Here is a 13867-nt window from a genome sequence, read left to right as displayed (position 1 = left end):
TTCAATCGGACCGATTCCAAAAGGTCCAGAGCAGGATCCGGGCGAAAAAACTGCCGGCATCCCTGTTCGTTCTGTTCAGGCGGACCGGTTCAATCCGATCCGCGCCGATCTATACGGGGCGAACCATCTCACTTCGCCCGTCCGCGCGCCAGGTCGTTGAGGAGACCTGCAGCAACCGTGATCTTGGCGAGCGTGGTTTCGCCCTTCTCGGTCAGGAGCTGTAGCTGTCCGGTCGCCTGGGCGACACGGACACGCGCGCTCTCCTCCCAGGCGGCAACCGGATTGCGCTCCTTCTTCTGCTCGCGCAGCGCCGCTGCGGTGATCTCCCGCCGTGCCGCGGCGATATCGGACACGGCCCGTGACAGGGCCATGGCCTCGAACTGCTCCGTTGCCGGAACGCGATCGGAGGCCGCCAGCAGCCGGTTGATCCGAAGCGTATCGGTGACGGCGAAGTAGCCCTGCGCCGTGCGGCTCAGCGTCTCGCCGGTTTCAGCGGCAATCTGCATGATCTCCGGCACGAGCGTCATCAGCGCCAGTTCCGAGATCTCCTCGGCGAGCTTGGCCGGTACGCCGCCTTCGACGAAGGCCGCCGTCTTCAGCCGTGCTTCTTCGGCGCTCTCGCCGGAAACCGCGGTCCGCATCGTGCCGCGCAGCTTCTGCAGGCCGTCACGCAGGCGCGATACGGCCTCGGAGACGGAGCCGGTCGCCGCATGGGTACGCAATGCCCGCTCGGTGACGAGCGTGAAGATGCGGCCGACTTCCTGGTAGAGGATGTTCTGCAGGCCGCCGCCGATCTTGTTGTCGAGCGCGTCGATCTCGTCATAGATGCGCGGCAGGTCGAAGCCGTCGAGTGCCAGCACTGCGGCCTTGACGACATCGGCCGATAGGAAGCCGGTGGCGTCCGTCAGGGTCGAGACGAAGGCGGGACCGCCGCGGTTGATCACCTCATTGGCGAGGATCGTCGCGATGATTTCGCGGCGCAGGCGATGCCCGCGGATGTCGCCCGCATAGGCCTTGCGCATCTTCGCCGGGAAGTAACGCTCCAGCGTTGCCGTGAAGTACGGATCGTCAGGCAGTTCGCTCGCAATCAGCTCATCGAAGAGAACGAGCTTGGAGTAGGACAGCAGCACGCCGATTTCCGCGCGGGTCAGAGGCTTGCCCGCCTGGTAGCGCTCGGTCATCGCCTGGTCGGTTGGCAGCGTCTCGACCTTGCGGTTGAGATGGCCGTCGGCCTCGAGGCGCGTCATGAGCCGGCCAAGTGTCGTGCGGTTGCCGAGGCCCTGCATCGCAGTCAGCGAGATCGCCAGCGATTGCTCGTAGTTGTTGCGCAGCACCAGATGGCCCACTTCCTCGGTCATCGAGGCGAGCAGCGTGTTGCGCTTCGCACGGGTCAGGCGACCATCGCGCATGGCGGAAGCAAGCGCGATCTTGATGTTGACCTCGACGTCCGAGGAGTTGACGCCGGCCGAGTTGTCGATCGCATCCGAATTGCAGCGGCCGCCATTGAGGCCGAAGCCGATGCGGCCCTTCTGGGTAACACCGAGGTTGGCACCCTCGCCGATGACGCGGGCGCGGACCTCTTCGGCCGTCACGCGGATGGCATCGTTGGCGCGGTCACCGACTTCCGCATCCGTTTCGTTGCTGCCGCGCACATAGGTGCCGATGCCGCCGAACCAGAGCAGGTCGACCTGGCTCTTCAGGATCGCGTTCATGATCTCGAAGGGGGTCGCCTTCTGCTTGTCGAGGCCGATGGCCGCCATCGCCTGCGGCGTCAGCGTCACCGATTTCTCGGCACGCGAGATGATCATCGCGCCCTCGGAAAGGGTCTTGCGGTCATAGTCCTGCCAGCTCGAACGCGGCAGGGCGAACATACGTTTGCGCTCGGCAAAGGAGGCTTCGATATCCGGCGACGGATCGATGAAGATGTCGCGGTGGTCGAAGGCCGCGATCAGGCGGATCTTCTCCGAGAGCAGCATGCCGTTGCCGAAGACGTCGCCCGACATGTCGCCGACACCGGCGACGGTGAAGGGCGTCGTCTGGATGTCGATGTCCATCTCGCGGAAGTGCCGCTTGACGGTCTCCCAGGCGCCGCGAGCGGTGATGCCCATCTTCTTGTGGTCGTAGCCGGCGGAACCGCCGGAGGCGAAGGCGTCGTCGAGCCAGAAGCCCGCTTCCTGCGCAAGGCCGTTGGCGGTGTCGGAGAAGGTTGCCGTGCCCTTGTCGGCGGCAACGACGAAATAGGGATCGTCGCCGTCGCGGCGCAGCGTGTCGGCCGGCGGCACGATATCCTGGCCGACGATGTTGTCGGTCACCGAAAGCAGGGTGCGGATATAGGTCTTGTAGGCCTCGGTACCGGCCTTGAAGACCTCGTCACGGGTACCGCCGACCGGGAGCTGCTTCGGATAGAAGCCGCCCTTGGCGCCGACCGGCACGATGACGGCGTTCTTGACCTGCTGCGCCTTGACGAGGCCAAGCACTTCCGTGCGGTAGTCCTGAGCGCGGTCCGACCAGCGCAGGCCGCCACGGGCGACCTTGCCGAAGCGTAAGTGCACGCCCTCGACCTCGGTGCCGTAGACGAAGATTTCGCGGAACGGACGCGGCTCTGGCAGGCCGTCGAGCTGCTTCGGATAGAGCTTGAAGGCGAGAACCGCGCGCGGCTTGCCCTCCGCGTCGTGCTGGAAGTAGTTGGTCCTGAGCGTCGCTTCGATCGCGTTGACGTAGCGGCGCAGGATGCGGTCTTCGTCGAGGCTCGGAACGGCTGACAGCGCGTCTTCGATCGCGGAAAGCAGGGCGCTGCACTTCTTGGCACGCGGCTTTTCCTCGAGCTTCGGATCCATGCGGGTCACGAACAGCTTGAAGATATCGGCGGCGATCGCTGGATACTTGTTCAGCGTGTCGGCGATATAGCCCTGCGAATAGGTGATGCCGGCCTGGCGCAGATAGCGGGCATAGGCGCGCAGCACCGTGACTTCGCGGGCATTGAGGCCCGCAAGCAGGATCAGCCGGTTGAAGTTGTCGTCCTCGATCGTGCCGTTCCAGGCGGCGAGGAAGGCCTCTTCCAGGGCCGGGCCTGTCTTGTCGAGGTTCAGCGTGTGCCCGTCGCGGTGGATCAGCTCCATGTCGTGCAGCACGACCTTGCGCTCGTCTTCGCCATGGGCGTTGACGCCGATGTCGTAGGTTTGCTCGCTGATCACCCGGAAGCCGAGGTTTTCGAGTAGCGGCACGCGGCGCGACAGCGATACGGGCTCGCCGGCATGGAAGATCTTGAGCTCCGCCGTATCAGCACGCGTGACGGCGCGTGGGTAGTGATAGAAGGAGATCCGGATCGGATCTTCCGTCTTGCAGGCGGCGATATCCGCGAGGTCCGCATAGGCTTCCGCCGGGGTGAAGAACGACTGGTAGGCCTCGTCGACATTGAGTGCGATGCCGTCCTTGCGGGCGAGCAGATCGAACCGGTCGATCCAGCGCGTCACGATTTCGCGGACAGCTTCCTCGAGCTTTGCCTGCGGAATGCGCGGGGTCTTGCCGGCGGAACGGCCGATGATGAAGTGCACGCGGGCAAGGCCGCCTTCCGGGAAGGCCGGGTAGTAAGCCGAGACGCGGCCGTCATAGACCGTCTTCAGGTAGTCGCCGATCTTCTCGCGAACGTCCGAATCATACTGTTCGCGCGGCACGAAGACGATGACCGAGACGAAACGGTCGAAATGGTCGATGCGCGGCAGCACGCGGATGCGCGGCCGGTCGCCGAGTTCGTTGATCTGCTCGCAGAAGGCGGCAAGCAGGCCGACATCGATCTGGAACAGGTCGTCACGTGGATAGGATTCCAGCGTGTTCGCCAGCATCTTGCCGGAGTGGCTCTGCGGGTCGTAGCCGAAGTGATCGACGATCTTCTCGATCTTGTGGCGCAGCAGCGGGATCTCGGATGCCTGACGGGTGTAGGCCGTGGAGGTGAACAGGCCGACGATGCGCAGTTCCCCGGTGACATTACCGTCGGCATCGAAACGCTTGACGCCGACATAGTCCATATAGGCGCGGCGATGCACGACCGACTTGACGTTGGCCTTGGTGACGATCAGGAAATCCGGGCCATCAAGGAAGGCGAGGATTTCCGGCGTGGTCAGCACTGCGTCCTTGCCCTGGCGCAGGACGCGTACGTCCGGGTTGGAAAGAATGCCGAGGCCCCTGCCCTTGCCGCGTTCGACGGCTGCCTTCTCGCCCTTGCCCGAATAGGTGTACTCGCGCATGCCGAGGAAGGTGAAGTTGTTGTCGCGCAGCCAGCGAAGGAAGGCGAGCGCCTCGTCGCGGTCGCTCTTCTTGCGCGACGCGTTGTAGGCCTCGAGTTCCTGCATGGCCTGGTCGAGCAGCGCCGTCATCGCCGGCCAGTCGTGCACGGTCTGATGCACCTGCTCCAGCACGTCGCGAATGCGGTTGCTGAGGTGTTCGGCCTCGACGGGCGCGAGCTTGGTCAGATGGATCTGGATGTGGCTGACGCGGTGCGCCGGATCGCTTGCCTCTTCCGGATCGAAGAGCTTCGCCGGCTTGCCCGGTTCCTGAACCAGAATGGGGTGGATCGCGAGGTGAATGTCGCGGTGCGTGCTGGTGATCTCTCCCATGATCGAATCATAGAGGAACGGCATGTTGCGTTCGGTGATCGCGATGATCGAAACCTCGGTGCCGCCAGGTGCGACGCCGGCGACGCTCTCCACCGAAACCTGTGGCTTGCCGCCATCCCAGCGGGCGAGTTCACGGTGCGCATGGGCTGCAATCAGCGCCAGCATGTCCGCCGAATAGAGATCGAGGTCGTCGTTGCTGGCCCCACCGAAGAGGATTTCCGGCGCCAGCCCCTCGACGCCCAGTTTGATGGCGGCTGCCTTTGCTGCGTCGATGTGTCTGTCCCGCTTCGGATTGTATTTCACGCCCATGAAGTCTCTCCCACTCATGATAGGCCAAACCCTATCAGAACCATGGCTAATGGCGACCGCTTTTTACGCCGATTTCGGCAAAATCGAGCCCAAAATCGGAGAATTTCACGTGAAAACAGCTTAAATCCATTTAAAACGAAGGCAATTTCGCGAAAATTGCTCGAAAATCGATGAAAAAGCACGAAAACGCCAGCGGCTTCTGCGGGACCTATCTGCCATCGGCTGTTGACAGGGCGGTGACAGTCGGGTGATCAGAGTTTCTAGACTGAAGGATTGGACTCGTCGATGCCCGAAATGCCCTCCCTGCCCGGCGCCGTCATCGTCATCTCGAGCCATGTCGTGCGTGGCAAGGTCGGCAACCGGGCCGCAGTCTTCGCGCTGGAGACGCTGGGGCATCCGGTCTGGGCGCTGCCGACGGTCATTCTTCCCTGGCATCCCGGGCACGGGCGCTCGACGCGCGTCACCATTCCGGATGCGGATTTCCAGTCGGTGATCGACAATCTCATTGCCGCGCCCTGGGTGGGCGAGGTTCGCGCCGTGCTTTCGGGCTATCTCGGCTCGGCCGGCCAGGCCGAAGATGTCGCGCGACTGGTGGCCGCTCTCAGAGAGCGCAATCCCAAGCTCATCTATGCCTGCGATCCCGTCATCGGCGATGCCGGCGGGCTCTATGTTCCGGAGGCGACCGCTGCGGCTATTCGCGACCGGCTGCTGCCCCTTGCCAATCTGGCGACACCGAACCGCTTCGAGCTTGCCTGGCTCTCCGGCGCCACGCTGGAAACGAATACGGCGATTCTCGATGCCGCTCTCGGCCTCGGCCCGGCCCGCGTGCTGGTGACCTCGGCAGTGCCGATGATGAGCGGCGGTACGGGCAACCTCTTCCTTTCGGGCAATCATGCGCTGCTCGCCGAGCATCGGCTCGTCGAGAACCCGCCGAATGGCACAGGCGACTTGCTGACTGCCGTGTTCCTGGCGCGACTTCTCGAAGGACTGTCAGAAGAGCGCGCATTGCAGATGGCGACCGCGAGCGTGTTCGAGATCATCGCGCGCAGCGTCAAGCGCGGTGCCGATGAATTGACGATCGAGCAGGACGCCTCGAGCCTTTCGACGCCGATGGCGATGGTGCAGATGCGCCGTCTGGTGCATCCGAATCAGATACGGCGAAAATAGAAGAAGCTGTTCATCGACGATGTCTGGAAGACATCGTGGATTGAACTTTAGATCATGATGATTTTCATGACTTGGAGCGTGATGCGGGCGAAGGCCCGCGCCTGGCTCGAAGCAGCAGCGGAGAAACCGATGGACAAGCAGCAGCAGCGTTTTCCGGATCACCTTCTGAACGGCTACCGCAACTTCATGAATGGCCGCTTCAACGAACAGCAGAAACGCTACAAGGCACTCGCGGAAACCGGCCAGAAGCCGAAGACGATGGTCGTTGCCTGTTGCGATTCGCGCGCGGCGCCGGAAACGATCTTCGACAGCGGCCCGGGCGAACTCTTCGTCGTGCGCAACGTTGCCAATCTGATGCCGCCCTATGAGCCCGACGGTCACTATCACTCGACGTCGGCCGCCCTGGAGTTCGCCGTGCAGTCGCTGCGCGTCAGCGATATCGTCGTGATGGGGCATGGCCGCTGCGGCGGCATCAAGGCGGCCCTTGATCCGGATGCCGAGCCCTTGTCGCCTGGTGATTTCATCGGTCGCTGGATGCACCTCCTGAAGCCGGCAGCCGAGCAGATTCAGAGCAACGACATCATGACCCAGGCGGAGCGCCAGCGTGCGCTCGAACGGGTCTCGATCCGCAACTCGCTTGCAAACCTGCGCACCTTCCCCTGCGTTCAGATCCTCGAGGCCAAGGGCAAGCTGCACCTGCATGGCGCCTGGTTCGACATCTCGACCGGCGAGCTCTGGGTGATGGACCCGGCGACCGGCGACTTCTCCCGCCCGGGCATGTAGCCAGTAAAAAGCCCGGTCCATTCGAACCGGGCTTGAGACTTTCTCAGAAAAGGTCGGACATCCGAAAAATCAGAGGCCGTCGATCTCCGCGCCGATGATGGCGATTGCCTGCTGGTAGACGCTTGCCGCGTTCCAGCCCTGGATCGCACCGAAGTTCGCCTGGCCGGGCTGATAGCCTGCACCCGGCTGCCAGCCGTGGCCGCGCAGGAAGTTGGCGGTCGAAGCCAGCGCGTCGGCCTTGGAACGCACCATGTCGATGTGGCCATTGCCATCGCCATCGACGCCGTACTTCAAGACGTTGGCCGGCAGGAACTGGGTCTGGCCGATCTCGCCGTGGGCAGCACCGTGCGCATCCGGGCTCAGGTCGCCGCGCTGCACGAGCTGCAGTGCCGCATAGAGCTGGTCGGTGAAATAGTCCGAGCGGCGGCAGTCATAGGCAAGCGTCGACACGGCCGAGAGCGTATGCTCCTTGCCCATGAAGCCGCCGAAGCCGGTCTCCATGCCCCAGATGGCGATCAACGGGCCGGCCGGCACGCCGAAACGCTGTTCGATGCTGGCGAACAGCGCGGCGTTCTGCTGCTTCATCTTCTTGCCGCGGGAAATGATCGCCTGGCCACCGCGCTTCTGCATGAACTGGTCAAGTGACAGCTTGAAGCTCTTCTGGCCGCGGTCGGCGCGGATCGTCGCTTTGTTGTAGGAGACGCTCGACAGGGCGCGTTCGAGGACTGCAGGGCTGATCCCGTTGCCGGAGGCCTCCTGCTTGAAGTTCTGCACCCAGGCAGCAAAGCCGCTTCCGTCATTGCCGCATTGGGCGGCAGATGCCACCGCCGGAAAAACTGCAGTCGAAATCAGGGCAGCAAGCCCCACTGCTACGCACTTTGCCCTGTGCATGAAATACCCCGTCATAGCCCGAATCTCGTTGCTTTCAAAAAATGCCAGCCTTCGCCGGCGGTGTCACCTACCGGGAGGGCGGGTAACTTTATCGTGGTTTCACGTGAATCCGGGGCGACACCGCCCATGGCCCGTGAAACAGGAAACCCGCCAAGCCCGGATGGGCTCGGCGGGAACGAACTGCTCTACTGCCTCTTTCAGGCCGCCTGCTTGCGCGGCTTGATGAGGCCGCGGTTGACCAGGAGCTCGGCGATCTGGATCGCGTTCAGTGCGGCGCCCTTGCGCAGGTTGTCGGAGACGACCCACAGGTTGAGGCCGTTTTCGACCGTGGCGTCTTCGCGGATGCGCGAGATATAGGTCGCGTCTTCGCCGGCGCATTCGTAAGGCGTGACGTAGCCACCGTTTTCGTGCTTGTCGACGACCAGGCAACCCGGTGCCTCGCGCAGGATGTCGCGCGCTTCATCGGCGGTGATCTCGTTTTCGAATTCGATGTTGACCGATTCCGAATGGCCGATGAACACGGGAACGCGCACGGCGGTGCAGGTCACCTTGATCTTCGGATCGAGCATCTTCTTGGTTTCTGCCAAGACCTTCCACTCTTCCTTCGTGTAGCCGTCTTCCATGAACACGTCGATGTGCGGGATGACGTTGAAGGCGATGCGCTTGGTGAACTTCTTCGATTCGATCGGGTCGGCAACGAAGACCGCGCGGGTCTGGTTGAAGAGTTCATCCATGCCCTCCTTGCCGGCACCGGAAACCGACTGGTAGGTCGAGACGACGACGCGCTTGATCTTGGCGTGGTCGTGCAGCGGCTTCAGCGCGACGACGAGCTGGGCGGTCGAGCAATTCGGGTTGGCGATGATGTTCTTCTTGGTGAAGAGCGAGACCGCATCCGGGTTCACTTCCGGCACGATCAGCGGCACTTCGGCGTCGTAGCGCCAGGCCGAAGAGTTGTCGATGACGACGCAGCCCTGCTGGCCGATCTTCGGCGAATACTTGAGCGAAACCGCGCCGCCAGCCGACATCAGGCAGATATCGGTATCGGAGAAATCGTAGTTTTCGAGGTTCTTGACCTTGAGGGTCTTGTCGCCAAAGGAAACTTCCGTGCCCTGGGAGCGGGCGGAAGCGAGGGCGACCACTTCATCCGCGGGAAAGCCGCGTTCGGAAAGGATGTTCAGCATCTCCCGGCCGACATTGCCGGTGGCGCCTGCGACTGCAATCTTGAAACCCATGATCTAAGCTCTCTTTCTGTCTCTCCTCATCGGGTGGAGGGGGAACCGCGCGCGTTGCCGCGAAGGTTCCGGTCCCCGGCCTTACCGGGGAGAGAGCGGAGGGCCAGAGACGTCAGACGGTTTTCGTCGTCGTTTTGGCCGTTGTTTTGCAAGCGAACGAAAAATCGACATCCTGCCCCGCGGCAAGAGCCGGCAGGATCAAAGCAGCGATGGCTGGACCGATCGGTCGCATGGTGGTGATTTCCTCGTTCGACGCTGCTCTTACGCGGTTTTGGGGAAGAGTCAAGACATGGCGGCGCTGCGGCGCCTTTGCCTGGCCCTCCGCGGTCGATCGCCGCATTAGACGAAAGTCATAAGCCGAAAGCATCTCTGCCTGCGACGGCGCTTTTCTGACATCCTCGAGATCAGGCGCACCACGCTCGGCGATTCTAGGGAGGAATGCCGGGCCAGCCAATGGGCGCTCCAACAAGCTGTTTTGGAGTGGAGGATAAGCAAAATGGCAAATGTCGCGACAGCGGACGACGCAAAAACGCGTCCGATGACCGGCGAGGAGAAGAAGGTCATCTTCGCCTCGTCGCTTGGTACCGTGTTCGAATGGTACGATTTCTACCTCTACGGCTCACTCGCCGTCTATATCGGCGCGACCTTCTTCAGTTCCTATCCGGAAACGACGCGAAACATCTTCGCGCTTCTGGCATTCGCAGCCGGCTTCCTGGTTCGCCCGTTCGGCGCCCTGGTCTTCGGTCGCCTCGGCGATCTCGTCGGCCGCAAGTACACCTTCCTCGTGACGATCCTGATCATGGGTCTGTCGACCTTCCTGGTCGGCATCCTGCCCGGCGCTGCTTCGATCGGCATCGCCGCACCGATCCTGCTCATCGCGCTGCGCATGCTGCAGGGCCTGGCGCTCGGCGGTGAATATGGCGGTGCCGCCACCTATGTGGCCGAACATGCGCCGCATGGGCGCCGCGGCTACTTCACCTCCTGGATCCAGACCACGGCGACGCTCGGCCTGTTCCTGTCGCTGGTGGTGATCCTGCTCGTGCAGTTTGCCGTCGGCAAGGAAGCCTTTGCCGCCTGGGGTTGGCGCATTCCCTTCCTTCTGTCCTGCGTGCTGCTCGGTATCTCCGTCTGGATTCGTCTGAAGATGAATGAATCGCCCGCCTTCAAGAAGATGAAGGACGAGGGCAAGGGCTCCAAGGCACCGCTGTCGGAAGCCTTCGGTCAGTGGAAGAACGCCAAAATCGCGCTTCTGGCACTGTTCGGGGCTGTCGTCGGTCAGGCGGTCGTCTGGTACTCCGGTCAGTTCTACGCGCTGTTCTTCCTGACGGGCGTGCTCAAGGTGGACGGCCAGTCGGCCAACTTGATGGTCGCCGCCTCGCTGCTGATCGGCACCGGCTTCTTCGTGTTCTTCGGCTGGCTCTCCGACAAGATCGGCCGCAAGCCGATCATCATGGCCGGTCTGCTGCTTGCCATGCTTACCTACTTCCCGCTGTTCAAGGCGATGACCTGGGCCGGCAACCCGGCGCTCGCTCAGGCCCAGGCAACGGTCCGCGCGACCGTGACTGCAGCACCGGGCGACTGCAAGTTCCAGTTCAACCCGACCGGTACGGCGAAATTCACCACCTCGTGCGACATCGCAACGGCGTTCCTGACCAAGAACTCGGTACCTTATGATGTCGTTACGACCGCAGCCGCCGGTACGGCCGCAACGGTCAAGGTGGGCGAAACCACGATCAACAGCTACGACGCGGCCGCAGCCGGTGATGGCGCCAAGGCTGCCAACGGTGCCTTTGAAAAGCAGGTCAACATGGCGCTTCACAATGCCGGCTACCCGCTGGTTCGTGGTGCGGCAAAGGTTCCGGAATCCAAGCTTGACGGCTTCGTTGCCGCCAACCCGGAGCTGTCGCTCGATGCGGCTGCCGTCCGCGGCGGCGAAAAGGCCATGGTTCCGGCGGAGAAGCTGATCGCTGACAAGCTGCTGACCAAGGATGAAGTCGGCACTGCCACCGAGATGGCCGTCTACACGATCGCCGGCGGCGGCACCTTCGCGATGGTGGCGGATCCCGCCAACGTCAACTGGACAACGATCATCGCCGTTCTGACGGTGCTCGTCATCTACGTGACGATGGTCTATGGCCCGATCGCGGCGCTGCTGGTCGAACTCTTCCCGACCCGCATTCGCTACACCGGCATGTCGCTGCCCTACCACATCGGCAACGGCTGGTTCGGCGGCCTGCTGCCGGCAACGGCCTTCGCGATGAGCGCGGCCCAGGGCGATATCTACTACGGTCTCTGGTACCCGATCGTGTTCGCAGGCATCACGCTGGTGATCGGTCTGCTGTTCCTGCCGGAAACGAAGGATCGCGACATCCATGCGATGGACTAGACGCTGAAATCACGCAATTCCGGGCGGAAAACCGTTTCGTCCGGAATTGCCCGGATCTTCCCCGAGCTATCACGGCTCTCCTGACTCCGGCGCGGCCTTCCGCGCCGGCTTTTTATTTGGCCTGGTCGCTGCGCCCCAGCAACGGCCAGCCGCCTGGGCCGAGATGGAACAGCCGGCCATATCTGGCGAAGAGAAACGCCATCATCACCGATGTCCAAAGGCCGAGCAGCAACCCGGCAGCGACGTCACTTGGATAGTGCGCGCCGACGATGACGCGGGAGACGCCGATAATCAGCGCCAGGATCAGAAACAGCGGCCTCAGCTTCGGCAGCAGCATGGCGAAGACGCCGAAGAAGGCGCCGGCGGCCGTCGAATGGCCGGAGGGAAAACTCTCGTAGAGATTGGTGTTGGCAAATGGCGTCAGACTATAGGCGCCGAGCTCGGTAAAGAGCTCCGGTCGGGCCCGGCCGACGACAATTTTCAGCGTGTGCACCAGCACGCTGGCCGTGCCGATCGTCAGGAAAAAATAGGCCGCAAGATCGCTGGCGGTGCTTGCCTTGCGCTGAAGTGGCTCCTGCTTTGCCGCGCGCTGCACGACGAAGGCGATGGCCAGGGCGGTGGCGGAAAGATAGATCATCCAGCCGAAGCGGCCGAAGTCGGTGATCTTTTCGTTGAAGGCCACGATGCTGGCCGGCAGGCCCTGCGCCTTTTGGGACAGAAACGGGTCCAGCGGAACGAGGGCGAACACGAGGACGATCGTCGTCAGCATAATCCATCCGGTGGCCACCAATGGTCGTTTCATGACACTCCGTCCGGCCGCCAGTTCTCGTGAGTCCTGCGGTCATTGTTTCTTGACTGGCTCTCGGGCCATCTCTCCCGATGTGTCGGTTCTTTTGGCAAATTCAAGGCCGTAAACGCAAGACACCTCCGGATGCGCTCCGGAGGTGTCTGTTTCTCGGGTGGCGACTGGCGACAAGCCGGTGCCATGCGGCATCGGCTGCTGATCAGGCCGACAGCGCCTTGAACTCGGCGAGGATGGCGTCGCCCATCTCTGTCGTGCCGACCTTCCTCGCGCCTTCGGCCATGATGTCGCCGGTGCGGATGCCCTGGTCGAGCACGTTGGCGATCGCCTTCTCCAGATTGTCGGCGTCCTTCGTCAGATTGAAGGAGTAGCGCAGGCACATGGCGAACGAGGCGATCATCGCGATCGGGTTGGCAATGCCCTTGCCGGCAATGTCGGGGGCCGAGCCATGCACCGGCTCGTAGAGCGCCTTGCGCTTGCCGCTGACCGCATCCGGGGCGCCGAGCGAGGCCGACGGCAGCATGCCGAGCGAGCCGGTCAGCATCGCCGCCACGTCCGACAGCATGTCGCCGAACAGGTTGTCGGTGACGATGACGTCGAACTGCTTCGGCTGGCGCACCAGCTGCATGCCGCCGGCGTCCGCCAGCATGTGCTCGAGCTGAACGTCGGCATATTTCGCCTTGTGCGTCTCGGTCACCACCTGGTTCCACAGCACGCCCGACTTCATGACGTTGCGCTTCTCCATCGAGCAGACGCGGTTCTGCCTTGTGCGGGCGAGCTCGAAGGCGACGCCGGCGATGCGCTCGATCTCGTAGGTGTCGTAGACCTGGGTGTCGATGCCGCGCTTCTGGCCGTTGCCGAGATCGATGATCTCCTTCGGTTCGCCGAAATAGACGCCGCCGGTGAGTTCACGCACGATCAGGATGTCGAGGCCTTCGACGAGCTCGGGCTTCAGCGACGAGGCGGCCGCCAGTGCCGGATAGCAGATCGCCGGCCGCAGGTTGGCGAACAGCTCGAGGTCCTTGCGCAGGCGCAACAGACCGGCTTCCGGGCGGACCTCGTAGGGCACCGCATCCCACTTCGGACCGCCGACGGCGCCGAACAGCACCGCATCGGCGGCCAGCGCCTTCTTCATGTCCGCTTCCGAGATCGCCTGGCCGTGGGCGTCAAAGGCCGAACCGCCGACCAGGCCCTCGTCCGTCACGAAGCCGGCGCCAAGTTCGGCATTCATGTAGGCGATGATTTTGCGGACTTCCGCCATGGCTTCCGGGCCGATGCCGTCGCCGGGCAGAAGGAAGAGGTTGCGCACAGTCATGGATAGTCCTTCTCGCGGGGAAAACTGACTGCATGTTCCCTTAGATCCTGGCCGACCTGAGGGCAAAACATGCAGCCCTTCAAAAAATGCTGCAGCGGTCTTCGTCCGTCTGCACAGACGCGCGGCGCTGCTGGCCGCGTTCTAGCGCAACTTCGTGTCGAGGGAAATCGTTACGACGAAAGATTTGTGCGCCCGTCGTGGCCGCGCGTTCCCGGAGAAACAGGCGGTTGTGCAGGCAGATGGAATGCTTCCGGTGCGAGCGTGTCCGAGGGCAGGCTCACCCACCGGGAGAGGAGTGCAGTCATGCGGAAATTCATCCGCGCCGTAATGGCGATGCTGCAGGCGACCATCGATGCTCTGACCTTTGTC

9 protein-coding genes are annotated in these 13867 nt (G+C 62.9%); 3 read left to right on the top strand and 6 right to left on the bottom strand.

Going from position 1 to position 13867, the window contains the following annotated elements; genetic code table 11:
- Positions 1-128 precede the first annotated feature (128 nt).
- On the bottom strand, positions 129-4922 hold the full coding sequence (locus QM996_RS16905; RefSeq protein ID WP_500268432.1) for an NAD-glutamate dehydrogenase: 4794 nt from the start codon (positions 4920-4922) through the stop codon (positions 129-131).
- A 285-nt stretch (positions 4923-5207) separates the two neighbouring features.
- On the opposite strand from QM996_RS16905, the gene pdxY reads away from it, so the two are divergent.
- Together pdxY and QM996_RS16895 are read left to right on the top strand one after the other, a co-directional pair.
- Positions 5208-6089 carry a pyridoxal kinase PdxY gene (pdxY, locus tag QM996_RS16900; RefSeq protein WP_500268431.1) on the top strand — a complete coding sequence of 294 codons (882 nt, stop codon included), beginning with the start codon at positions 5208-5210 and terminating at the stop codon, positions 6087-6089.
- Positions 6090-6218: 129 nt separating this feature from the next.
- On the top strand, positions 6219-6872 hold the full coding sequence (locus tag QM996_RS16895) for a carbonic anhydrase (RefSeq protein ID WP_429818893.1): 654 nt from the start codon (positions 6219-6221) through the stop codon (positions 6870-6872).
- 69 nt (positions 6873-6941) lie between these two features.
- Here QM996_RS16895 and QM996_RS16890 read toward each other — a convergent pair whose 3' ends face one another.
- The 3 genes from QM996_RS16890 to QM996_RS16880 all read right to left on the bottom strand — a co-directional run bounded on the left by QM996_RS16890 (position 6942) and on the right by QM996_RS16880 (position 9449).
- On the bottom strand, positions 6942-7763 hold the full coding sequence (locus QM996_RS16890; protein WP_500268430.1) for a lytic murein transglycosylase: 822 nt from the start codon (positions 7761-7763) through the stop codon (positions 6942-6944).
- Positions 7764-7960: 197 nt separating this feature from the next.
- The gene (locus QM996_RS16885) at positions 7961-8995 is read right to left on the bottom strand and encodes an aspartate-semialdehyde dehydrogenase (RefSeq protein WP_173517921.1); all 1035 of its coding nucleotides are present in this window, start codon (positions 8993-8995) and stop codon (positions 7961-7963) included.
- A gap of 112 nt (positions 8996-9107) precedes the next feature.
- Complete coding sequence (locus QM996_RS16880; RefSeq protein ID WP_500268429.1) at positions 9108-9449, bottom strand: hypothetical protein; 342 nt, start codon at positions 9447-9449, stop codon at positions 9108-9110.
- Positions 9450-9491: 42 nt separating this feature from the next.
- Between QM996_RS16880 and QM996_RS16875 the strand changes: the two genes are divergently transcribed.
- Entirely contained in the window at positions 9492-11381 is a 1890-nt protein-coding gene (locus QM996_RS16875; protein WP_500268428.1) for an MFS transporter, read from the top strand.
- Between the two features lie 112 nt (positions 11382-11493).
- Here QM996_RS16875 and QM996_RS16870 read toward each other — a convergent pair whose 3' ends face one another.
- Together QM996_RS16870 and leuB are read right to left on the bottom strand one after the other, a co-directional pair.
- Positions 11494-12183 (bottom strand): phosphatase PAP2 family protein, encoded by a 690-nt coding sequence (locus QM996_RS16870; protein WP_500268427.1) that lies wholly within the window; start codon positions 12181-12183, stop codon positions 11494-11496.
- 202 nt (positions 12184-12385) lie between these two features.
- Positions 12386-13498: a 3-isopropylmalate dehydrogenase gene (gene leuB / locus QM996_RS16865; protein WP_500268426.1), complete on the bottom strand. Its 1113-nt coding sequence runs from the start codon at positions 13496-13498 to the stop codon at positions 12386-12388.
- Positions 13499-13867 lie beyond the last annotated feature (369 nt).

This window comes from Sinorhizobium chiapasense (assembly GCF_045277575.1).
GTDB lineage: Bacteria > Pseudomonadota > Alphaproteobacteria > Rhizobiales > Rhizobiaceae > Ensifer > Ensifer chiapasense_A.
Note: the sequence above shows the minus strand (reverse complement) of the source record. Positions and strands in the feature narration are given on the sequence as shown.